The organism is Mesorhizobium sp. M0659, assembly GCF_040320605.1.
Taxonomy (GTDB): domain Bacteria; phylum Pseudomonadota; class Alphaproteobacteria; order Rhizobiales; family Rhizobiaceae; genus Mesorhizobium.
The window spans coordinates 154,266-176,466 of sequence record NZ_JAMYPY010000007.1; the positions used below are offsets into that span (position 1 = coordinate 154,266).

General features: G+C 62.1%; 24 protein-coding genes. 19 read left to right on the top strand and 5 right to left on the bottom strand.

All coding sequences use genetic code 11. The annotated features are described in order from the left end of the window. Positions 1 to 40 precede the first annotated feature (40 nt). A complete protein-coding gene (locus NKI31_RS13925; protein WP_352651850.1) occupies positions 41 to 1,306 on the top strand; it encodes an NAD(P)/FAD-dependent oxidoreductase in 1,266 nt (421 codons plus the stop codon). A gap of 141 nt (positions 1,307 to 1,447) precedes the next feature. Continuing rightward, a complete protein-coding gene (locus tag NKI31_RS13930) occupies positions 1,448 to 3,427 on the top strand; it encodes a bifunctional 2',3'-cyclic-nucleotide 2'-phosphodiesterase/3'-nucleotidase (RefSeq protein WP_352651851.1) in 1,980 nt (659 codons plus the stop codon). 61 nt (positions 3,428 to 3,488) lie between these two features. Here NKI31_RS13930 and NKI31_RS13935 read toward each other — a convergent pair whose 3' ends face one another. Continuing rightward, positions 3,489 to 4,739: a class I SAM-dependent methyltransferase gene (locus tag NKI31_RS13935; protein ID WP_352651852.1), complete on the bottom strand. Its 1,251-nt coding sequence runs from the start codon at positions 4,737 to 4,739 to the stop codon at positions 3,489 to 3,491. A 258-nt stretch (positions 4,740 to 4,997) separates the two neighbouring features. Here NKI31_RS13935 and NKI31_RS13940 point away from each other — a divergent pair, with 258 nt between their 5' ends. From NKI31_RS13940 to NKI31_RS13965, 6 genes are all read left to right on the top strand, one after another. After that, positions 4,998 to 5,132 (top strand): hypothetical protein, encoded by a 135-nt coding sequence (locus tag NKI31_RS13940; protein ID WP_023688440.1) that lies wholly within the window; start codon positions 4,998 to 5,000, stop codon positions 5,130 to 5,132. A 114-nt stretch (positions 5,133 to 5,246) separates the two neighbouring features. Then, positions 5,247 to 5,537: a Dabb family protein gene (locus NKI31_RS13945; RefSeq protein ID WP_023682566.1), complete on the top strand. Its 291-nt coding sequence runs from the start codon at positions 5,247 to 5,249 to the stop codon at positions 5,535 to 5,537. A gap of 55 nt (positions 5,538 to 5,592) precedes the next feature. Continuing rightward, positions 5,593 to 6,465: a VOC family protein gene (locus tag NKI31_RS13950; RefSeq protein ID WP_352651853.1), complete on the top strand. Its 873-nt coding sequence runs from the start codon at positions 5,593 to 5,595 to the stop codon at positions 6,463 to 6,465. Then, positions 6,462 to 7,325: a 3-deoxy-8-phosphooctulonate synthase gene (gene kdsA, locus NKI31_RS13955; RefSeq protein ID WP_352651854.1), complete on the top strand. Its 864-nt coding sequence runs from the start codon at positions 6,462 to 6,464 to the stop codon at positions 7,323 to 7,325. Before NKI31_RS13950 ends, kdsA begins: the two co-directional genes overlap by 4 nt. A 117-nt stretch (positions 7,326 to 7,442) precedes the next feature. After that, positions 7,443 to 7,646 carry a dodecin family protein gene (locus NKI31_RS13960; protein ID WP_023668908.1) on the top strand — a complete coding sequence of 68 codons (204 nt, stop codon included), beginning with the start codon at positions 7,443 to 7,445 and terminating at the stop codon, positions 7,644 to 7,646. An 83-nt stretch (positions 7,647 to 7,729) separates the two neighbouring features. Further along, complete coding sequence (locus tag NKI31_RS13965; protein WP_023668909.1) at positions 7,730 to 8,095, top strand: PRC-barrel domain-containing protein; 366 nt, start codon at positions 7,730 to 7,732, stop codon at positions 8,093 to 8,095. Between the two features lie 77 nt (positions 8,096 to 8,172). Here the strand turns inward: NKI31_RS13965 and NKI31_RS13970 are convergent, their stop codons facing one another. Beyond that, positions 8,173 to 8,295: a hypothetical protein gene (locus NKI31_RS13970; RefSeq protein ID WP_023688444.1), complete on the bottom strand. Its 123-nt coding sequence runs from the start codon at positions 8,293 to 8,295 to the stop codon at positions 8,173 to 8,175. Positions 8,296 to 8,404: 109 nt separating this feature from the next. After that, on the bottom strand, positions 8,405 to 9,451 hold the full coding sequence (locus tag NKI31_RS13975; protein WP_352651855.1) for a glycoside hydrolase family 19 protein: 1,047 nt from the start codon (positions 9,449 to 9,451) through the stop codon (positions 8,405 to 8,407). A gap of 638 nt (positions 9,452 to 10,089) precedes the next feature. Here NKI31_RS13975 and eno point away from each other — a divergent pair. The 11 genes from eno (at position 10,090) to NKI31_RS14030 (ending at position 20,490) form a co-directional block, all read left to right on the top strand. Then, positions 10,090 to 11,364, top strand: a complete 1,275-nt coding sequence (gene eno / locus NKI31_RS13980; protein ID WP_023682561.1) for a phosphopyruvate hydratase — start codon at positions 10,090 to 10,092, stop codon at positions 11,362 to 11,364. A gap of 137 nt (positions 11,365 to 11,501) precedes the next feature. Then, positions 11,502 to 11,825, top strand: coding sequence for an FtsB family cell division protein (locus tag NKI31_RS13985; RefSeq protein ID WP_023682560.1), 324 nt, complete (start codon positions 11,502 to 11,504; stop codon positions 11,823 to 11,825). A gap of 195 nt (positions 11,826 to 12,020) precedes the next feature. Further along, positions 12,021 to 13,067, top strand: a complete 1,047-nt coding sequence (gene pdhA, locus NKI31_RS13990; RefSeq protein ID WP_023668914.1) for a pyruvate dehydrogenase (acetyl-transferring) E1 component subunit alpha — start codon at positions 12,021 to 12,023, stop codon at positions 13,065 to 13,067. Between the two features lie 15 nt (positions 13,068 to 13,082). Then, a complete protein-coding gene (locus tag NKI31_RS13995) occupies positions 13,083 to 14,504 on the top strand; it encodes a pyruvate dehydrogenase complex E1 component subunit beta (protein WP_023668915.1) in 1,422 nt (473 codons plus the stop codon). Positions 14,505 to 14,522: 18 nt separating this feature from the next. Beyond that, positions 14,523 to 15,944 (top strand): pyruvate dehydrogenase complex dihydrolipoamide acetyltransferase, encoded by a 1,422-nt coding sequence (locus tag NKI31_RS14000; RefSeq protein WP_023668916.1) that lies wholly within the window; start codon positions 14,523 to 14,525, stop codon positions 15,942 to 15,944. Between the two features lie 12 nt (positions 15,945 to 15,956). Next, a complete protein-coding gene (locus NKI31_RS14005; protein ID WP_023748669.1) occupies positions 15,957 to 16,376 on the top strand; it encodes a hypothetical protein in 420 nt (139 codons plus the stop codon). Then, a complete protein-coding gene (locus NKI31_RS14010; protein ID WP_023748668.1) occupies positions 16,373 to 17,014 on the top strand; it encodes an SGNH/GDSL hydrolase family protein in 642 nt (213 codons plus the stop codon). The genes NKI31_RS14005 and NKI31_RS14010 overlap by 4 nt, the downstream gene beginning before the upstream one ends. Positions 17,015 to 17,036: 22 nt before the next feature. Continuing rightward, positions 17,037 to 18,485: a dihydrolipoyl dehydrogenase gene (gene lpdA, locus NKI31_RS14015; RefSeq protein ID WP_023825582.1), complete on the top strand. Its 1,449-nt coding sequence runs from the start codon at positions 17,037 to 17,039 to the stop codon at positions 18,483 to 18,485. 101 nt (positions 18,486 to 18,586) lie between these two features. After that, on the top strand, positions 18,587 to 18,844 hold the full coding sequence (locus tag NKI31_RS14020; RefSeq protein WP_023668920.1) for a GlsB/YeaQ/YmgE family stress response membrane protein: 258 nt from the start codon (positions 18,587 to 18,589) through the stop codon (positions 18,842 to 18,844). A gap of 207 nt (positions 18,845 to 19,051) precedes the next feature. Then, the gene (gene lipA / locus NKI31_RS14025) at positions 19,052 to 20,017 is read left to right on the top strand and encodes a lipoyl synthase (RefSeq protein WP_352651856.1); all 966 of its coding nucleotides are present in this window, start codon (positions 19,052 to 19,054) and stop codon (positions 20,015 to 20,017) included. Positions 20,018 to 20,028: 11 nt separating this feature from the next. Further along, entirely contained in the window at positions 20,029 to 20,490 is a 462-nt protein-coding gene (locus NKI31_RS14030) for a type II toxin-antitoxin system RatA family toxin (RefSeq protein ID WP_023710532.1), read from the top strand. On the opposite strand, the gene NKI31_RS14035 is transcribed toward NKI31_RS14030, so the two are convergent. Both NKI31_RS14035 and NKI31_RS14040 read right to left on the bottom strand, forming a co-directional pair. Then, on the bottom strand, positions 20,466 to 20,975 hold the full coding sequence (locus NKI31_RS14035; RefSeq protein WP_352651857.1) for a CinA family protein: 510 nt from the start codon (positions 20,973 to 20,975) through the stop codon (positions 20,466 to 20,468). The two genes, NKI31_RS14030 and NKI31_RS14035, sit on opposite strands and share 25 nt — an antisense overlap. Next, the gene (locus NKI31_RS14040; RefSeq protein ID WP_352651858.1) at positions 20,972 to 22,195 is read right to left on the bottom strand and encodes a bifunctional 2-C-methyl-D-erythritol 4-phosphate cytidylyltransferase/2-C-methyl-D-erythritol 2,4-cyclodiphosphate synthase; all 1,224 of its coding nucleotides are present in this window, start codon (positions 22,193 to 22,195) and stop codon (positions 20,972 to 20,974) included. The genes NKI31_RS14035 and NKI31_RS14040 overlap by 4 nt, the downstream gene beginning before the upstream one ends. Positions 22,196 to 22,201: the final 6 nt, after the last annotated feature.

The following is a 22,201-nucleotide window of genomic DNA, read 5'->3' on the forward strand; positions in this document are numbered from 1 at the left end:
AAAATCACTAGATAAAGGGAGACAAACAGGGGTGAATGCGATGAGTGAAACCAGCCATCATGTCGTTGTCGTCGGCGCAGGGTTCGGCGGTCTCGAACTTACCCGGGCGCTGGCCGGCGCACCCGTGCGCATCACCATGATCGACAAGCGCAACCATCACCTTTTCCAGCCGCTGCTCTACCAGGTGGCGACCACCTCGCTGGCGACCTCGGAAGTCGCCTGGCCGATCCGTCATCTGCTGCGCAAGCGCGAGGACGTGACGACCCTGCTCGGCAACGTCACCGGCGTCGACCGTCCAGGCAAACGCGTGCTGCTTGAGGACGGCAGTTCTGTTCCCTACGACACGCTGGTGCTCGCCACCGGCGCGCGTCATGCTTATTTCGGCCACGACGAATGGGAGCCTTTCGCGCCCGGGCTGAAGACGCTTGAAGACGCAACCACCATTCGCCGGCGCATCCTGCTCGCCTTCGAGCAGGCCGAGCGCGAGACCGATCCGGCCAAGCGCCAGGCACTGCTGACACTGGTCATCGTCGGCGGCGGCCCGACCGGCGTGGAGCTTGCCGGCACCATTGTCGAACTCGCGCATGAAACGCTGCGCGGCGAATTCCGCAACATCGACACGCGTGAGGCGCGTGTGGTGCTGGTGGAGGCCGGAGACAGGATCCTAGCCAATTTCGCGCCAAAGCTGTCCGACTATGCGCGCAAGGCGCTGGAGCGGCGGGGCGTCACGGTCGAGCTTGGCCGCGCCGTCACGCGCCTCGATGCCGAAGGCGTCGTCTTTGGCGAGACGCATCTGCCGGCGCGAACCATCCTGTGGGCCGCCGGCGTAGCGGCTTCGCCCGCGGGAGAGTGGCTGGGCGCGCCGGTGGACCGGGCGGGCAGGGTAATGGTCGAGCCCGATCTGACCGTGCCGAACAGTCCGGAGATCTTCGTCGTCGGCGACACAGCGCATGTCTTGCGGCCGGACGGCAAACCGGTGCCCGGCGTGGCGCCCTCGGCCAAGCAGGAGGGCAAGCATGTTGCCGCGACGATCAGGGCGCGGCTGGCCGGCGATAGCGCGCCGCGCCCTTTCCGCTACAAACATGCCGGCGACCTGGCGACGATCGGCAAGTGGGCAGCCGTGATCGATTTCGGCTCGATCAAGCTCACGGGATGGCTTGCCTGGTGGCTGTGGGGCGTGGCGCATATCTACTTCCTGATCGGTTTTCGCAACCGGCTCTCGGTGTCGCTTAGCTGGCTATGGATCTATTTCACCGGCCAGCGCAGCGCGCGGCTGATCACCCAGGGCGATGATAACAAGGGCTGAGGTTCTCAACCGCGGCCAAGGATATTCATCCAGCCGTCACCTTTAGCTGATCGACTGACTTCCCGATGGACATGGCCGGTTTTCGGCGCGAAGCTTCCGCCCGGGGCTGGGATCTTGTCACGTCGCTGGGAAGGAAAACCAATGCCGCATCTCAATTACCCCGTCTCCCGCCGTAGTTTTCTTGCCGGTACGGCCGCCAGCGGGGCGCTGATCATGCTCCATCCGTTTTCCGCCCGCGCGCAGGCCAATCAGGCGCATCTGAGGATCATGGAGACCACCGACATCCATGTGAATGTGCTGCCTTACGACTACTACGCAGACAAAGCCAACGACACGATGGGCCTGTCGCGGACGGCGTCACTGATCGCGGCGGTGCGCAAGGAAGCCACCAATGCGATGCTGATCGACAATGGCGATCTTTTGCAGGGCAATCCGATGGGCGATTACATCGCCTATGAAAAGGGCCTCAAGGAAGGCGATCTGCATCCGATCATGAAGGGCATGAACCTGCTGGGCTATGAATGCTCGACGCTCGGCAATCACGAGTTCAATTACGGCCTGTCGTTCCTCGACAAGGTGCTGGCCGGAGCCAATTTCCCCTTCGTCTGCGCCAATCTGATCCGCGGCACCGAGCTTGCCGCCAACCCGCGCGACGACAAGCTCTACCTCAAGCCCTATGTCATCCTCGACAAGAAGATCAAGGACGGGTCGGGCGTCGAGCAGCCGATCAAGATCGGCATCATCGGCTTCGTGCCGCCGCAGATCATGGTCTGGGACCTGAAGAACCTGGAAGGCAATGTCAGGACGCGCGACATCGTCGAGGCGGCCAGGGCATGGGTGCCGCAGATCAAGGAGGAGGGCGCCGACATCGTCATCGCGCTCTCGCATTCCGGCATCGATATCAAGCAGGGCGACGGCATGGAGAACGCCTCCTTCTTCGTCGCCGGCGTCGAAGGCATCGATGCGGTGTTCACCGGCCATCAGCATCTCGTCTTCCCCGGCAAGAAGGATTTTCAGGCGCTCGAAGGCGTCGACACCGAGAAAGGCACGCTGCAGGGCAAGCCCGCCGTGATGGGCGGTTTCTGGGGCTCGCATATGGGACTGATCGATCTGCTTCTGGAACGGGACGGATCGAAATGGCGCGTAGCCTCGGCCACATCCGAGGCAAGGCCGATCTACGAGCGCGTCGACAAGGCAAACAAGCCGACGGTGGCGGACGACCAGCGCGTCGTCGATGCGCTGAAGGCGGACCATGAGGCGACACTTGCCTATGTCCGCCGACCGGTCGGCAAGACCTCGGCGCCGCTCTATTCCTATTTCGCGCTGGTCGCCGATGATCCGTCGGTGCAGATCGTCAACCAGGCGCAGAGCTGGTACCTCAAGGACATATTGAAAAGCACGCAGTGGAAGGACGTGCCGCTGCTGTCGGCGGCCGCACCCTTCAAGGCCGGCGGGCGCAACGGCGCCGACTACTATACCGACGTGCCGGTGGGCGACATCGCCATCAAGAACGTCGCCGACCTCTATCTCTATCCGAACACGGTGCGCGCCGTCGAAATCACCGGCGCGCAAGTGAAGGAATGGCTGGAAATGTCGGCCGGCATTTTCAGGAAGATCGAGCCGGGCAAGGCCGACCAGGCGCTCATCGACACCGAATTCCCGTCCTACAATTTCGATGTGATCGATGGCGTCAGCTACGGAATAGACCTGTCGCAGCTGCCGAAATACGATGCCAAGGGTGGCGTCGCCAATGCCGGCTCGAACCGCATCTTCGGCCTCAGCTTCGACGGCAAGCCTATTGATCCGGCAGCGAAATTCGTCGTCGCCACCAACAATTACCGCGCCGGCGGTGGCGGCAATTTCCCCGACATCAATGCCTCGAAGATCATCTACGAGGCGCCGGACACCAACCGCGACGTGATCGTGCGCTACGTCGTCAGCGAAGGCACGATCAACCCCTCGGCCGACGACAATTGGTCGTTCACGCCGCTGCCCGGCACCAGCGTCGTGTTCGAGACCGGCCCCAAAGCGAAGGATTTTATATCGGGAGTGAAATCGCTCAAGATCGAGCCGGCCGGCGAGGGCGAATCCGGGTTTGCGAAGTATCGCATCCTGCTTTGAGGCAAACGCGCAGGTAACAGGGAAAACGAGCGGGCATACGCCCGCTCAATCACGCTTCGGATCAGGCCTTGTAGACCACCTGGCGCACGTCGATGTAGCTGGCCCTGAAGCCGGCTTCGCAATAGTGGAGATAGAATTCCCAAAGCTTCTTGAAGCGGTCGTCGAAGCCGAGCGGGACGATCTTTTCCCACGACGCCCAGAAGCGGTTGCGCCATTCGGCAAGCGTGCGGGCATAGTCGTCCGGAAAGACGCGCTCGCGCAGATGGGAAAGGCCATGGTCGCTGCCCAGCGTCTTCAGGATCGACGGCGTCGGCAGCATGCCGCCCGGGAAGACATAGCGCTGGATGAAATCCGGCCGCGCCCGATAGGTGTCGTAAGCGGCCTCGTTGATGGTGATGATCTGCAGGCCGGCGGTGCCGCCGGGCCTCAGGCACGCCTTCATCTTGCCGAAAAATACGGGCCAATATTTTTCGCCGACCGCCTCGAACATCTCGATCGAGGCGATGCGGTCGTAAGTGCCCGTTTCGTCGCGGTAATCCTGCAGCTTGATCTCGACCTTGTCGGCAAGCCCGGCCTTCTGGATGCGCGCCTTGGCAAAATCGTGCTGTTCGCGGCTGATGGTCAGGCCGGTGACGCGGCAGCCGATCTCGCGCGCGGCAAATTCGGCAAAACCGCCCCAGCCGCAGCCGATCTCGAGCACATGGTCCTTCTTGCCGATGCCGGTATCCTTGGCCAGCGCGCGGTATTTGGCGGCCTGAGCGCTTTCCAGGTCGTTGGCGCCGGTCGCATAGAGCGCCGACGAATAGGTCATGCTGGGATCGAGCCATTGCTTGTAGAAGGCGTTGCCGAGATCGTAATGCGCCGAGATGTTGCGCTTCGAGCCTGTGCGGGTGTTTTCGTTAAACCAGTGGCGGATGCGCTGGACCGTGTTGATGAGCCAGCTGGCGCCGCCGGCAATGCGTTCCCCAACGGCCGAGTTGACGACGAACAGTTCGAGGAAGCTGGTTACATCAGGGCTTTCCCAGTCGCCGTCCATGTAGGATTCGGCAACGCCGATGGTGCCGCCGGAAAAGGCACGGCCGGGCAGGCGCCAGTTCTTCAACACCAGTTCGGCATCCGGCCCGGGTCCATTGCCGCCGACAAGCACCGCCCGGCCATCCGGCATCCTCACCTTCAGCGAACCGCGCGGCAATTTCATTGCCGCCGACAGCACCATGCGCGCCTTGGCCGGCAGGCCCTTGACGATCTCGGCGAAATTGAGTTCGTCCAGCCTGATGGCGTCGCCGATGCCTTTGTATTCCCTGACAGCCATCTCACACCCCCCTGGACTTCCGCGGGGCGGCGCAAGATCTGCCGGCCCCCACATCCTCCACTTTCATTCGCCAGGCGCGAATGCCGCTGCCTGCGTGAATTTTCGCCACAATCTTCCATGGCATTGGCCGAAACTTCAAGAGGCAAGCTTCGCGCGGCGCTGGCCCAGCTTGCCGGCCCGAGGCCAGAATCCGCGGGAGAGCGCGGCCCTCGGTGAAATCGCTATGGTTACGAACAGCCACATACGTTAGTTTCAGCCATGCGTTATGTCATCGTCATCGTCGCCATCGCCTTTTTCCTGATCTGGGACGGCCTCTACAATCAGGGCCGCTATCTCGACACGACGGTCAGGGAGATGTCGCGCGTCGTGCGCTACGTCACCGGCAAAGCCTAGCTTTTTGCGCCTCTGCAAAGTCGCCTGCCGGCATTGCCGGGCGCGACATCGTGGCGGTTGACGCGACGGTCCCGCTCACACAAAACATGCCGCAAATCGAACGTGGAGGCAGGCGTGATCCGGCATATCGTTTTCTTCAGCGCGCGGCGCAAGGACGATGTCGAGGCCGTGCGCACGGGCTTGCTCGCGCTGGGCAAGATCCCGCATTCAAGCCTCTTCGAGGTGACGCTCAACACCAAGGTCGATCCGCTGTCGGATGCGATCGACGTGGTCGTCTATGCCGAGTTCGAGGATGATGCCGCGCTTGCCGCCTACAAGGCGCACCCGCTCTATGCCGAGACGACCAGCCGGGTCAAACCATTGCGCGAATTGCGCTATTCGGCCGATGTCGTGGCGATGGCCTGATCGGGCTGGAAAGAGGCCTTGAACCGATTTCCGGAATGATGCACACCGCGCCGGCATGACCAGCACGATCCATCCGCTTGACCATCTTGTGTTGCCGACGGCGAGCCTCGCCGTGGCGCGGGCGCGGCTGACATCGCTTGGCTTCATCGTCGCACCAACCGGCATCCACCCTTTCGGCACCGAAAATTGCTGCGTCTTCCTTGCCGACGGCACCTATCTCGAACCGCTGGCGGTCGGGAATGAACAGGCTGCAGACGAGGCATTTGCCGGTGGCAATGTCTTTGTCGCGCGCGACCGGCTCTATCGCGCCAGGCTGGGCGATGAGGGCTTTTCCGCCGTGGTGCTGGCCACCGACGAAGCCGATGCGGACCATGCGCGCTTTATCAAAGCCGGCCTGTCGGCGGGAGACGTACTGAGCTTTTCCCGCGCCTTCACCGACACGGCCGGAAAGAGCGACATGGCCTCGTTCAAACTGGCTTTCGCCGCCGGCGCCGAGACGATGGACGCCTTTCTGTTCGCTTGCGAGCGGATCAACGCCCCTCAAATCGACCGTACGGCACTGCAGGCCCATACCAACGGCGTGACCGGCATTGCCGAAATCGTCGCGGTCAGCGACGCGCCTTCCACGCAGATCAGCCTGATCTCGACAGTGGTTGGCTCGGAGCAGCAGAGCAGCGCGGTCTTCGACCTGCCGAATGCGCGTCTGACCGTTCTGGATCCTGCGGCTTTCACCGCGCGCTTCGACATTCCGGCCGGTGCGCCGACAAGAGTTCGCTTCGCCGCGATTGTCTTTTCAGTCCGCAGTGTCGGCGCTGTCGCGAGGCTGCTTGCAGACAACGCCGTCGGGCACGATATAGCGGGCAACGAAATCGTCGTGCAGCCGGCATCCGGACAGGGCGCGGCTTTCATCTTCCGGGAGACCCCATGAGCAAGCCGCAAGGGCCCAATTCGCTGGCGCCGAATTCGTCGGTAACCGTCGGCAACGTCGTCTTCGACAACAGCGGGCCCTTGGCGTTGATCGCCGGCCCGTGCCAGTTCGAATCGCGCCAGCACGCTTTCGACATGGCCGGCGCGCTGAAGGAACTGACCGGCAAGCTCGGCATCGGCCTCGTCTACAAGACCAGCTACGACAAGGCCAACCGCACCTCGCTGTCGGCAACGCGCGGCGCCGGCATGGACGCGGCGCTTCCGGTGTTCGACGAGTTGCGCAAGGAATTTTCGGTTCCCATTCTGACCGATGTCCACACCGAGGAGCAGTGCGCGATCGTAGCGCACCATGTCGATGTGCTGCAGATCCCGGCCTTCCTGTCGCGCCAGACCGACATGCTGGTCGCCGCCGCCAAGACCGGCAAGGTGATCAACGTCAAGAAGGGGCAGTTCCTGGCGCCTTGGGATATGAAGAACGTGGTGGCCAAGATCACCGGTTCGGGCAACCTCAATGTGCTGACCACCGAGCGCGGCGCGTCTTTCGGCTACAACACGCTGGTGTCGGACATGCGGGCTTTGCCTGTGATGGCCGAGATCGGCGCGCCGGTGATTTTCGACGCCACCCATTCGGTGCAGCAGCCAGGCGGGCAGGGCGGTTCCTCCGGTGGCGAGCGCCGCTTTGTCGAGACGCTGGCGCGGGCTGCCGTTGCCGTCGGCGTCGCCGGCGTGTTCATAGAGACCCACCAGGATCCCGACAATTCGACCTCCTCCGACGGGCCCAACATGCTGCCGCTGAAGGACATGCAGGCGCTGCTCGAAAGACTGATGGCATTCGACCGCATCGCCAAGAATGCTTGCTGACCTGAACCGAGGCTGATGGTTTCGGCTACGGCGCTCGCGCGCGCTGCCCTGCTTGTGGAAGGCATAAGCCGGCTGTAGGCTCGCTGCTGCAAATGAGCGTCTTGGCAGGAGGAAGCCATGTCCGTCGCCCGCGTCACCGAAATCACGTCGTCATCGAAAAAGAGCTTTCAGGACGCCATCGAGAAGGGGATTGAGCGCGCCTCAAAGACCCTGAAGAACGTCGAAGGCGCCTGGATCCAGGACCAGAAGATCGTCGTCGAGGACGGCAGGATCGCGGCCTATCGCGTCAACATGAAGGTGACGTTCATCCTCGCGGAGTAACCCCCCGCCGCTCGAAAAACGGGAACTTTCGCCCGCGCACCTCATTGTCAAAGTATCGATCAACGAGATGAGGAGCAGCAGCCATGACCACCCAGACAGGCCACACCGAAGCCATCGCCGCTTCGCGCGTCATCGGCACGTCGGTCTACAACACCGAAGGCACGAGCATCGGCAGCATCGAGGACATCATGCTCGACAAGACGTCGAACGGCATCATGTTCGCGGTGATCGGGTTCGGTGGATTTCTCGGCATTGGCGAGAAGTATCACGCCATTCCGTGGGCGAGCCTCGACTATGACGAGGACAAGGGCGGCTATGTCGTGCCGTTCTCGAAGGAGCAGCTGAAGGCAGCACCCGCCTATTCGATCAATGAACTGGCCGGCGCCGATGGCGAGGCCGCACGTGATGCTTCCTATGATTACTACAAGGTCACGCCGTATTGGCATTGATCAGCTGCGCTGACGCCTGACGTGAAAAGGCCCCCGAATTCCGAAACGGGGGCCTTTTCAGTGCAACCCGACAGTTTCTATTCTGCTGCGTAAAGCGTGGACAGCTGCGTCGCCGCCTTTGGCGGCTGCTGCGTATCGCACGACGTCAGGAACGCCGCCGCGATCAGGAACAAACTCACGATACCGCTCAACTCGGACATGGCGAAACTCCTCCTGTTTCGCCCCGCGCATCACCATCCTAGTCGACACAGAGATTGTTATCTCTGAATTATGATGACGTGGTGTTGTCGAACGTGATCCGAGGCATGCTCAGCCGAGGAGTCCGGCATTCTTCACCGCCTTGAAAACCTTTTCGTGCCAGGCGATCCGATCCGCTTCGCCATTGGCCTGCGTGGCGGAATTGGCGTTGCCGACGTTGATCGCGCGCGAGATCTTTTTGATCAGGCCGGCATCGGCAAAGGCATTGCAGCCTGACCCTTTCCATTTGGCGCAAGCTGCGAGCAGCGAAGTCTGCGGATCCTCGATCAGTTCAGGATGATTGGCGAGGTCAACCTTGGCGAGCTTGCCCTTGGCCGTGTACGCGTCGCGCCCGGTGGTCTGGAACGTGCCGCCGCCGCGGAAATTGAAGCCGTCCAACGTTCCTTTCACATTGCCCATGCGGCCGCCATAGGCCCAGTCGCCCAAAGCTTGCGGCTTGCGCAGCAGGTTGTCCTCGATCCACTGATCGGTCTTGCCCGCGGCTCGCGACCTCCATGCTTTCCGGATTGCCGCCACGGTCGTGTAGGACAGGGATTCGCGAATGAGGGTGAAGCCACCGGTTTCCATCGCCGCTTGAGCGAAGAAATGCATCAGCCGATCATAATTGTTGCATACGCCATGATCGCCAAGTGTCTTGAGGCCTTTGTGGGAGGTAAAGGCGCCGATGTAACCGTCATAGATTGTTCGCTTGGAACCGCTTGCCGGTCTCGGCGCGAATTTCTGGAAGACCGCTGCTGGCAAACCCTTGTTCGGATCGCCCGCAACGGCTTCGAGCACGCTCTCGACACTCTCGGTCGACAGCACCGGTTCGCCTTCGACGACCACCGAAGCATTGGGAATTCGCTTGCCGTTGCTTTTCGGGAAGCCACCGCCGGCAAAGGTTTTCAGATCGTCGATGAGGGCGATTACGCGTGTCCGGCTCTCCGTGAAATCCATGTCGGAAAGAGGACCGCTCACCTTCTTCGTCGGGTTGATGCATCCGACGCTGGACAGGAAATTGACGCCCGGATGGATCAGGATTTCGGTGCGCTTGTTGGTCTTCAGCAGTTCGAGTCCAGGTTTGGGTGGCGTCTTGGCGCCAGTGTAGCCGATCGTCACATATTTGCCTCCGGCCTGTGTCGCCAGTGGATAGGTGCCGGGTTCGATGCGTCTGCCATTGTCTTCTTTGGAATTGTCGCCTGGGCCGCGAGATTCACACACGAACCCCGATAGACCCGTTACTGCCGTGCCGTTGTGAAAGACTTTATAGGTCCCAACTGTCCTGCGTCTGGTGCCCCTCATATGCTCGACTTTGCGGCTAATAAGAAGTTCCCAGCCAGTACCTGAAATCGCTGCCATTGCCGCCTCCCCAAAGAGTTCAAGCTTGTTCATTTCACTGTGGTCGCCAAATAGTTCGCGTTGTAGATGTGACCCTAACATCTTCGAATTCTCTGCATTGTGAAGTTTATCACGTTGGCGGTAGCCTCTTTTGAAGCATCGGCTGGAGTTTGTGCGCCGCCTGGTATTCGTGATAAGGCATTGCCGCGATAAAAGGGGAGGGGCAGCCGCCCCATGGGCCTAGACATATGAGGTCAGGTAGGGGTTGTTGTTTGCGTCAGATGGCGTCGCCCATGGCCCCTGGGCCTGGCCGCATGGGGCGATCGTCGCTATTATTTCATGCCATTCCTGATTGCCTTTTGCGGCACTTTGGATAAGAGGGGCGCGACGCTTTCAATCGATCAATCGGGGACATCGCAATGACCGCCATCATCGACATTGTCGGGCGTGAAATCCTGGACAGCCGTGGAAATCCGACCGTCGAGGTCGACGTCGTTCTCGAAGACGGCTCGATGGGCCGCGCCGCGGTGCCGTCGGGCGCGTCGACCGGCGCGCATGAGGCCGTCGAACTGCGCGACGGTGGCGCCCGCTATCTCGGCAAGGGCGTGCTCAAGGCGGTCGAGGCCGTCAATGGCGAGCTGTTCGAGGCGATCGGCGGCATGGAAGCCGAAAACCAGATCCACATCGACCAGACCATGATCGAGCTCGACGGCACGCCCAACAAGAGCCGGCTCGGCGCCAACGCCATTCTCGGCGTTTCGCTGGCGGTCGCCAAGGCAGCAGCGGAAGCCGCCGGCCTGCCACTCTACCGCTATGTCGGCGGCACCAAGGCGCATTTGCTGCCGGTGCCCATGATGAACATCATCAACGGCGGCGCGCATGCCGACAATCCGATCGATTTCCAGGAATTCATGATCCTGCCGGTCGGCGCGCCGACGCTGCGCGAAGGCGTGCGCTGGGGCTCCGAAATCTTCCACACGCTGCGCAAGAAGCTCAAGGATGCCGGCCACAACACCAATGTCGGCGACGAAGGCGGCTTCGCGCCCAATCTGAAGAGTGCGCCGGTGGCGCTCGATTTCATCATGGAATCGATCGAGAAGGCCGGCTTCAAGCCGGGCGAAGAGATCGCGCTCGGTCTCGACTGTGCGGCGACCGAATTCTTCAAGGACGGCAATTACGTCTATGAGGGCGAGAAGAAGACCCGCGATCCCAAGGCGCAGGCCAAGTACCTGGCCAAGCTTGCCGCCGACTATCCGATCATCTCGATCGAGGACGGCCTGGCCGAGGACGACTGGGAGGGCTGGAAGTACCTGACCGACCTGATCGGCAACAAGACGCAGCTGGTTGGCGACGACCTCTTCGTCACCAACACGGCGCGGCTGCGCGACGGCATCCGCATGGGTGTCGCCAATTCGATCCTGGTCAAGGTCAACCAGATCGGCTCGCTCACCGAAACGCTCGACGCTGTCGAGACCGCGCACAAGGCAGGCTACACAGCCGTCATGTCGCACCGTTCGGGCGAAACCGAGGATTCGACCATCGCCGACCTCGCCGTCGCCACCAATTGCGGGCAGATCAAGACCGGTTCGCTGTCGCGCTCGGATCGCATGGCCAAGTACAACCAGCTGATCCGCATCGAGGAAGAGCTCGGCAAGCAGGCGCGCTACGCCGGCAAGTCGGTGGTCAAAGCTTAAATTCTGCCGAACTGGCGAAAACGACGAAGGGCGGGATTTTCCCGCCCTTTTTCGTTGCGGCCGCTGGCTAATGCACCTGTCCGTAACCGTCCATTAAGCACAATCGAGCGACAAATGGCGGTCAAAGGATTGCGACCATGTGGACACGCCAGCACAAGCAGAGAAACACCGGCCGGCTGATCATCCCGTCGCTTTGCGTGGCGTTCCTGGCCTATTTCGGCTTCCATGCCTATCATGGCGAGTTCGGCATCAATTCCAAATATCAGCTCGAAGCGCAGACCATCGAATTGCAGGCCAAGTACGATGCCATCAAGGCGCGCCGGATCGATCTGGAGCGGCGCGTCCAGCTGATGCATGAGGGCACGCTTGAAAAGGATATGCTCGACGAGCAGGCACGCCGGGCGCTCAATCTGTCCCAGCCCGATGAAATCACCATCATGCTGCCGGCCAATTCGAAATAATCGAATTTCGGTTAATCGCTGTTATCTCTAACGATTCTGGGCGTTTAGGCGCATGCCAGCCATGCGTTTTTCTGCATGGCGAAACGCGGTCTCGCATGTTAGCTTCCTTCCAATCGGTGGGGAGGAGCTGATCCTCCCCGGAGCAGACATGGTCTGCTTTAGTGTCCGCGAAGAGACGCCAACAGGGAGTGATGCATGGCCACCGCCGCCAAAAAAGCGCCTGCCAAATCCGTTAAATCGACATCCGCCAAATCAACGGGGCTTTCCGCCCCCAAGCCGGCCGACTTCACCAAGGACGAGGAGCTTGCCGCCTACCGGCACATGCTGCTTATCCGTCGCTTCGAGGAAAAGGCCGGCCAGCTCTACGGCATGGGCTTTATCGGCGGCTTCTGCCACCTCTATATCGGCCAGGAAGCGGTCGTCACCGGCATGAAGATGTCGCTGATCAACGGCGACCAGATGATCACCGCCTATCGCGACCATGGCCACATGCTGGCGATGGAACTGTCACCGCGGGGCGTCATGGCAGAGCTGACCGGACGCCGTGGTGGCCTGTCGAGGGGCAAGGGCGGCTCCATGCACATGTTCTCCAAGGAGAAGCATTTTTACGGCGGCCACGGCATTGTCGGCGCGCAGGTCTCGCTCGGCACCGGTCTCGCCTTCGCCAACCGCTACCGCGACAACAACAATGTGTCGCTGACCTATTTCGGCGATGGCGCTGCCAATCAGGGTCAGGTCTATGAAAGCTTCAACATGGCCTCGCTGTGGAAGCTGCCGGTGATCTACATCATCGAGAACAACCGCTACGCCATGGGCACTTCGGTGTCGCGCTCGTCGGCCGAAACCAATTTTTCGCATCGCGGCGCCTCGTTCAAGATTCCCGGCATTCAGGTCGACGGCATGGATGTGCGTGCGGTCAAATCCGCCGGCGATCAGGCGACCGAATGGTGCCGTGCCGGCAACGGTCCGATCATCCTCGAGATGCAGACCTATCGCTATCGCGGTCACTCGATGTCGGATCCGGCAAAATACCGCTCCAAGGAAGAAGTGCAGAAGATGCGCTCGGATCATGATCCGATCGAGCAGGTCAAGGTGCGGCTGACGGCCAAGAAGTGGGCGACCGAGGACGAACTCAAGAACATCGACAAGGAAGTCCGCGACATCGTCGCCGACGCCGCCGAATTTGCCCAGCACGACGCAGAGCCGGATCCGTCCGAGCTCTGGACCGACATCGTATTGTAACGGGAGGGCAAGGACATGCCGATCGAAATTCTCATGCCCGCTCTCTCGCCGACCATGGAAGAGGGCAATCTTTCCAAGTGGTTGAAGAACGAGGGCGACAAGGTCGTCGCCGGCGATGTCATCGCCGAGATCGAAACCGACAAGGCGACCATGGAAGTCGAAGCCGTCGATGAAGGCACGATCGGCAAGATCGTGGTTCCCGCCGGCACCGAAGGCGTCAAGGTCAATGCGGTGATCGCCGTGTTGCTGCAGGACGGGGAAAGTGCAGGCGACGTCGAAAAGAGCGGCAAGCCTGCCTCCACCCAGGATGCCATTTCCGCTGGCGGTCAGCGGACCGATGCAGCCGAGGAAGGCTCAAAGGCGGCTCCCCAGGATGCCGGCGAGGCTCCGAAGGCAGTTCCCGCCGCTCCGGCAGCCAAACCTGCCGCCGATCCGGATATTCCCGCCGGCACCGAGATGATCTCGACTACGGTGCGCGAGGCCTTGCGCGATGCCATGGCCGAGGAAATGCGCCGCGACGGCGATGTCTTCGTCATGGGCGAGGAGGTCGCGGAATACCAGGGCGCCTACAAGATCACGCAAGGGCTGCTGCAGGAATTCGGGCCGCGCCGCGTCGTCGACACGCCGATCACCGAGCACGGCTTTGCCGGCGTCGGCGTCGGTGCGGCGATGGCCGGCCTGAAGCCGATCGTCGAGTTCATGACCTTCAACTTCGCCATGCAGGCGATCGACCAGATCATCAACTCCGCGGCCAAGACGCTCTATATGTCGGGCGGCCAGATGGGCGCACCGATCGTGTTCCGCGGACCGAACGGTGCGGCCGCCCGCGTCGGCGCCCAGCATTCGCAGTGCTATGCCGCCTGGTACAGCCATATTCCCGGGCTAAAGGTGGTGATGCCGTACACGGCTGCCGACGCCAAGGGCCTGCTCAAGGCGGCGATCCGCGATCCGAACCCGGTCATCTTCCTTGAAAACGAAATCCTCTACGGCCAGTCCTTCGACGTGCCGAAGCTCGATGATTTCGTGCTGCCGATCGGCAAGGCGCGCATTCACAAGCAGGGCAAGGACGTCACCATCGTCTCGTTCGGCATCGGCATGACCTACGCCATCAAGGCGGAAGCCGAACTGCGCGGCATGGGCATCGATGCCGAGATCATCGATCTCAGGACCATCCGTCCGCTCGACCTCGACACCGTCATTGCCTCGGTGAAGAAGACCAACCGCTTGATCGTGGTCGAAGAAGGTTTCCCGCAAAGTTCGGTCGGCGACCACATCGCCAACCAGGTTTCGCAGCGCGCCTTTGACTTCCTCGATGCGCCGGTCATCACCATCGCCGGCAAGGACGTGCCGATGCCTTATGCGGCGAACCTCGAAAAGCTGGCCTTGCCCAATGTCGGCGAGGTCATCGAGGCCGTCAAAGCCGTCACGTATCGCTGAGCCGGTCGGGAGGACATCATGCCAATCAACATCACCATGCCGGCGCTGTCGCCCACGATGGAAGAGGGCAATCTTTCCAAGTGGCTGGTCAAGGAAGGCGACAAGGTTTCGCCGGGCGACGTGATCGCCGAGATCGAGACCGACAAGGCGACGATGGAAGTCGAGGCCGTCGATGAGGGCACGGTCGCCAAGCTGGTCGTTCCGGCCGGCACCGAAGGCGTCAAGGTCAATGCGCTGATCGCCATTCTCGCCGGCGAAGGCGAGGATGCAGGGGCGGCGGCAAAGGGTGGTGGCGATGCCGCGCCCGCGAAAGCCGATGCCAAGCAGGATAAGGCGTCAATCTCCCCACCCGTGGGGGAGATGTCGACGAAGTCGACAGAGGGGGGCGCTGCCCCGCCGACCTCTCAGTCTGTCGCGCCCCCCTCTGGCCTGCCGGCCATCTCCCCCACAAGGGGGGAGATCAGCCAATCGTCAGGCGAGCGCACCTTCGCTTCGCCGCTGGCTCGTCGCATCGCCAAGGATGCCGGAGTCGACGTGTCCGCCGTAACCGGCACCGGCCCGCATGGCCGTGTCGTCAAGGCCGATGTCGAGGCGGCGATTGCCGGCGGTGGCGCCAAGGCTGCACCGGCCGCGAAAGCCGCACCTGCCGGCGCTCCGGCACCTGCGGCTCCGGCTGCGGCACCCAAGGCGATGTCGGACGAACAGGTGCTGAAGCTGTTTGCCGAAGGGTCCTATGAGCTCGTCCCGCACGACAATATGCGCAAGACCATTGCGCGCCGCCTGGTCGAGGCCAAGACAACCATCCCGCATTTCTACCTGACGCTCGACTGCGAGCTCGATGCGCTGCTGGCGCTGCGCACACAGATCAATGCGGCTGCTCCGACGAAGAAGACCGACAAGGGCGAGGCTCCCGTCTACAAACTCTCGGTCAACGACATGGTGATCAAGGCGATGGCGATGGCGCTGATGGCGGTGCCGGATGCCAATGCATCGTGGACCGAAAGCGCCATGGTCAAGCACAAGCACGCCGATGTCGGCGTTGCCGTGTCGATCCCCGGCGGCCTGATCACGCCGATCATCCGCCACGCCGACGAAAAGACGCTGTCCACTATCTCCAACGAGATGAAGGATCTGGCGAGCCGTGCCCGCAGCCGCAAGCTGAAGCCTGAGGAATATCAAGGCGGCACGACGGCTGTCTCCAATCTCGGCATGTTCGGCATCAAGGACTTTGCCGCCGTCATCAACCCGCCGCATGCGACGATCCTGGCGGTGGGTGCGGGCGAGCAGCGGCCGGTGGTCAAGAATGGCGAGATCAAAATCGCCAATATCATGTCGGTGACGCTGTCGACCGATCACCGCGCCGTCGACGGTGCGCTCGGCGCCGAACTTCTGGTCGCCTTCAAGCGCATGATCGAAAACCCGATGGGCATGCTGGTCTAGGAAGGAAAGGCTGTGCGGAAATTCGTCACCAGCCTTTTCGCCCTGATCCTTTCCGGCCTGGCCGGCGGGCTGGTGGCGCTGTGGCTGGCAATCGCCACCAATGCGAACTCGGAATTCATCCTTGTCTTCATGGCCTCGGCGCTGGTCTCTATCGTTGCGACGGTGGCGTTTTTCATCGCGCAATTGGTGCCAAACCTACAAAGGGCGATCAATCTGACGGGGCTTGTTGGGGTTGCGTTGTTCGTGCTGGCCGGGATCGGGCTGATTGCCTGGACCTTCTCTCAGCCGCCGGGCAAAGCCCAGTGGTCGGGCGATCTCCCCGTTGTCGCCGGTCTGATTTTGCCAAGCATCGCCACGGTCATCGTGCAGTGGCTGTTCGTGGGATGGCGCGTGCGGCGCGGGCTTAAGGCGGAGGCGGGTGCGGGTGCATGAAGACGATCCTCTGCTACGGCGATTCCCTGACCTGGGGCTATGACGCGGCAAGCCTCGGGCGCCATGCGCTGGAGGATCGCTGGCCGAGCGTGCTCAAGGCGGCGCTGGGCGACGATGATATCGAAGTCATTGCCGAAGGTCTGAACGGCCGCACCACGGCTTTCGACGATCACCTGGCTGGTGCCGACCGCAATGGCGCCAAGGTGCTGCCGACGATCCTGACCAGCCATGCGCCGCTCGACCTGATCATCATCATGCTTGGCGCCAACGACATGAAGCCCTGGATCCACGGCAATCCGGTCGCGGCCAAGCAAGGCGTGCAGCGGCTGATCGACATCGTACGCGGCCACGATTATCCGTTCGACTGGGCCGCGCCGCAAATCCTGATCGTTGCGCCACCCGCGGTCAGCCGCACCGACAATGCCGAATTCAAGGAAATGTTTGCCGGCGGCGACGAGGCCTCGAAGCGGCTGGCGCCGCAATATTCCGCGCTCGCCGACGAGGCCGGCTGCGGCTTTTTCGATGCCGGCACGGTGGCCGAGACCACACCGATCGACGGCGTCCATCTCGATGCCGAAAACACGCGCAATATAGGTGAGGCATTGGCGCCATTGGTGCGCGTGATGCTGGAACTCTAGAGAAAAATCAGGGAGAAACCCCGTGGCTGAATCCTACGACGTGATAATCATCGGCTCAGGCCCCGGCGGCTATGTCACGGCGGTGCGCTCCGCCCAGCTCGGCTTCAAGACTGCCATCGTCGAGCGCGAGCATCTCGGCGGCATCTGCCTCAACTGGGGCTGCATCCCGACCAAGGCGCTGCTGCGCTCGGCCGAGATCATGCACTATTCCGATCATCTGAAGGACTACGGCCTGAAGCTCGAAGGCGGCAAGGTCAGCGCCGACACGGCCGCTGTCGTCGACCGCTCGCGCAAAGTGTCGTTGAGGCTCAATGGCGGCGTCGCCTTCCTGATGAAGAAGAACAAGGTCGACGTTATCTGGGGCGAGGCCAAGCTCTCCAAGCCGGGTGAAATCGTCGTCTCCAAGACGGCCAAGAAACCGATGGAGCCGCAGCCGCCGGTGCCCAAGGGCGTCAAGGGCGAGGGCACCTATACCGCCAAGCACATTATTCTCGCCACCGGCGCCCGGCCGCGCGCGCTGCCCGGCATCGAGCCGGACGGCAAGCTGATCTGGACCTATTTCGAGGCGATGGTGCCGAAGGAGATGCCGAAGTCGCTGCTGGTCATGGGTTCGGGCGCCATCGGCATCGAGTTCGCCTCCTTCTACCGCACCATGGGCGCCGAGGTGACGGTGGTCGAGCTGTTGCCGGCGGTGATGCCGGTCGAGGACGCCGAGGTCTCGAAATTTGCGCAGAAGCAGTTCGAGAAGCAGGGCATGAAAATCATCCTCGAGGCCAAGGTGACCAAGGTCGAGAAGGGTGCCAACTCGATCACCGCCCATGTCGAGATGAAGGACGGCAAGGTCGAGAAGATCACCGCCGGCCGCATGATCTCGGCCGTCGGCGTGCAGGGCAACATCGAGAATCTCGGCCTCGAGACGCTCGGCGTGAAGACGGACCGCGGCTGCGTCGTCATCGATGGCTACGGCAAGACCAATGTGCCCGGCATCTACGCTATCGGCGATGTCGCCGGACCGCCGATGCTCGCCCACAAGGCCGAGCATGAAGGCGTGGTCTGCATCGAGAAGATCGCCAATTTCCCCGGCGTGCATGCGACAGACAAGCTGAAGATCCCGGGCTGCACCTATTGCAACCCGCAGGTCGCCTCGGTCGGGCTCACCGAAGCCAAGGCGAAGGCCGAAGGCAAGGACATCCGCGTCGGCCGTTTCCAGTTCGGCGCCAACGGCAAGGCGATCGCGCTTGGCGAGGACCAGGGCTTCATCAAGACCATCTTCGACAAGAAGACCGGCCAGCTGCTCGGCGCGCATATGGTCGGCGCCGAGGTGACGGAGCTGATCCAGGGCTTTGTCGTGGCGATGAACCTGGAGACCACCGAGGAAGAACTGATGCACACCATCTTCCCGCATCCGACGCTGTCGGAGATGATGAAGGAAAGCGTGCTCGATGCCTATGGCCGTGCGCTCAACGCGTGATAAATTGCTGCCGCGAGACTCAGACGCATGCGCCGGAGGAACCTTACGGCAGACAGTTCGTTTCCGGATGCATTTTCACCTGACACTGGAGGAGTTGGCATATGGACGTGAATGGCGTGGGCTGGATTGCGGCCATCATCATCGGCGGTTTGGCCGGGTGGCTGGCCGAGATGGTCATGAAGAGCAATACCGGCGTCTTGATGAACATCATTATGGGCATTGTCGGCGCGGTGGTGCTGAACGCAATTCTCAGGGCGCTCAACATCGAACCCTTCGGTGTCGGCTGGCTCGCCTACCTGATCACCGGCTTCATCGGCGCCTGCCTGCTGATCTTTGCCGGGCGGCTGATACGCCGATAAAACGGCTCGCCGTTTATCTCGTTCTTCTGACGCAATTCCGGACGGAAAACCGTGTCACACTTTTCCTGGAATTGCTCTGGATCCCCGCTATGCGAAAAAGGCTGTGGCGGCATGCGCCGCCGCAGCCTTTTTCTTTGCACCGAAAAGCCCTAGATGACGCCAGAAGGGCGAATGCCGACGGGCAGACGCCAACAAGTCAGGTTTGAGATGGTCACTGTTCTCGACACGATCGCCAACGCGCCGCGCCTGCGGCACCCCGAGAAGGCACACAAGCCTGATCAGGACGTGCTGCGCAAACCCGACTGGATCCGCGTCAAGGCGCCGATGTCGAAGGGCTATGCCGAAACCCGCGAGATCGTGAAGTCGCACAAGCTGGTCACGGTGTGCGAAGAGGCCGGCTGCCCCAATATCGGCGAGTGCTGGGAAAAGAAGCACGCCACCTTCATGATCATGGGCGAGATCTGCACGCGCGCTTGTGCCTTCTGCAATGTCGCCACCGGCATTCCCACCGCGCTCGATGCCGATGAGCCGGCGCGTGTCGCGCATGCCGTCAAGCAGATGGGGCTGACCCATGTCGTCATCACCTCGGTCGACCGCGATGATCTCGCCGATGGCGGCGCGCAGCATTTCGCCGAGGTTATCCGGGCGATCCGAGCAGCGACGCCCTTGACCACGATCGAAATCCTGACGCCCGATTTCCTGCGCAAGGAGGGCGCGCTGGAGATCGTCGTGGCGGCCAAGCCCGATGTCTTCAACCACAATCTCGAAACCGTGCCGTCGAACTACCTGACGGTGCGGCCGGGTGCTCGCTATTTCCACTCGGTCCGGCTGTTGCAGCGGGTCAAGGAGCTCGACCCGTCGATCTTCACCAAGTCCGGCATCATGGTCGGCCTCGGCGAAGAGCGCAACGAGATCCTGCAGCTGATGGACGACCTGCGCTCGGCCAATGTCGACTTCATGACCATTGGCCAGTATCTGCAGCCGTCGAAGAAGCACCACCCGGTGATCCGCTTCGTCACGCCGGAGGAATTCAGCTCCTTCGCGACGATCGGCAAGACCAAGGGTTTCCTGCTGGTGGCGTCGAGCCCGCTGACGCGCTCCTCGCATCATGCCGGTGACGATTTCGCCAGGCTGCGGGCGGCGCGTGAGGCGCAGCTCAAAAAAGCGAGTTAAATCCTGCTTCAATGCCGAAATTCGAAGCCACACGCCGCGTTGCCCACACGCCGGAGCAGATGTTTGCGCTGGTCGCCGATATCGAGACGTATCCGCAATTTCTGCCGCTGTGCGAGGCGCTGACGGTGCGCTCTCGCAAGGAGCGTGATGGCCGCACCATTCTCCTCGCCGATATGAGCATCGGCTACAAGGCGATCCGCGAGACCTTTACGACGCAAGTGCTGTTGAAGCCGGACGAGAACACCATCGACGTCAAATACATCGATGGGCCGTTTAAATATCTAAGCAATATCTGGCGCTTCGAGCCGGCCGACGGCGGCGGCTGCAACGTCCGCTTCTTCATCGACTACGAGTTCAAGAGCCGTATCCTCGGCGTGTTGATGGGCACCATGTTCGATCGCGCCTTCCGCATGTTTTCCGAAGCCTTCGAAAAACGTGCGGACGTCATCTACGGAACGACGCCCATCTCATGAGTGTCGCCGAGCGCGCGCAGGCCGATCTCCAGCGCATGCTTGACCGTCTCACGGCGGATGAAGTCGCGGCCATTGTTGGCAAACATATTGAGCTCGGCAGCCACCGGCCCACGTCTTAGGGCAACTCCGAACCAGACGAGGCCGACCGGTTTTTCCGGCGAACCGCCGCCTGGGCCGGCAATGCCTGTGACGGCAAGCGCCAGCCCGGCGCGCGAGCGCGCCAGAGCGCCCTCCGCCATCTCCAGAACCGTTTCGCGCGAGACGGCGCCATGCGCCTCGAGTGTGGCGGGCGAGACGCCGAGCATCTCAATCTTTGCTTCATCGGAATAGGTGATGAGGCCGCGATCGACGACAGCGGACGAGCCGGCAATGTCGGTCAGTGCCGAGATGATCATGCCGCCGGTGCAGCTCTCGGCCGTCGCCAGCATGATGCCGCGTTGCTGGCAGACCTGGAGCAGGGCATTGGCGAGATCGCTGTTGTTCATGCGGGAACCTCCCCGGGGAAGACGACACTGGCGGTGGCAATGGCGGCGATGCCTTCCTCGCGGCCGACAAAGCCGAGCTTTTCGTTGGTCGTCGCCTTGATCGAGATGCGATCGCTGGAAATGCCCAGCATTGCCGACAACGCGTTGGTCATCGCCTCGCGATGCGGGCCGACGCGCGGCGCCTCGCAGATCAGCGTGATATCGGCATTGGCGATGCGCCCGCCGCGTTCGCGCACCAACCTGGCCGCATGCTCGACGAAGATCTTTGACGCCGCGCCCTTCCATTGCGGATCGGAAGGCGGGAAATGCGTGCCGATGTCGCCGGCGCCGCAAGTGGCGAGCAGCGCATCGGTCAGCGCGTGCAGGCCGACATCGGCATCCGAATGGCCGGAAAGCTTCTTGCCGTGCGGAATGGCGACGCCGCACAGAGTGACATGGTCGCCGGCCTCGAAGGCGTGCACGTCATAGCCATTGCCGGTGCGAATGTCTGGAAAACGCTCGCCAGTAAGCCGCTGATCCGCCATCGCAATATCCCTTGCCCAGGTCAGTTTGACATTGTCCGGCGACCCCTGAACGATTTTCACCGGAATATGCGCCCATTCGGCGATCGCGGCATCGTCGGTGAAATCCGTCTTGCCGAGATGATGGGCCTTTTCATGCGCGGCGAGCAACGGCCAGAACGGAAAGCCTTGCGGCGTCTGCGCGGCATGAAGGCCGGCCCTTGGCACCGTCTCCTCGATCATGCCGGCGGCCGACTCGCGCTTCAGCGTATCGGCGACGGGCAAAGCGGGCAACGCGCCCTGGCGCTCGCCAATGGCGGCGATGATACGGTCGATCAGGGCCGTGTCGACAAACGGCCGCACCGCGTCATGGACAAGGACACGGCCGGGCGTACGTTCCCTCAGCGCCAGCAGGCCGAGCCGGACCGAGGCCTGGCGCGACTCGCCACCGACCACGGCGGTAACCCGCTCGGCATACGCGCCGGCTGCCTTGTCGAAAAGCGCTCGGTCATCGGCATGGATGGCGACGACGACGGGGCCAATTTCGGGATGCGCCAGGAAAGTCTCCAGCGTGCGCGCGATCACAGCACGGCCACCGATGCGCTGATATTGCTTCGGCCCGTCGGCCTTTCCGGCACGCGCGCCGCGACCGGCGGCAACGATGACCAAGCCGACCTTGTCGGTCGTCGCTTCGGCCGGTTTTTCGCTTGCGTCTGTCATGCCGAG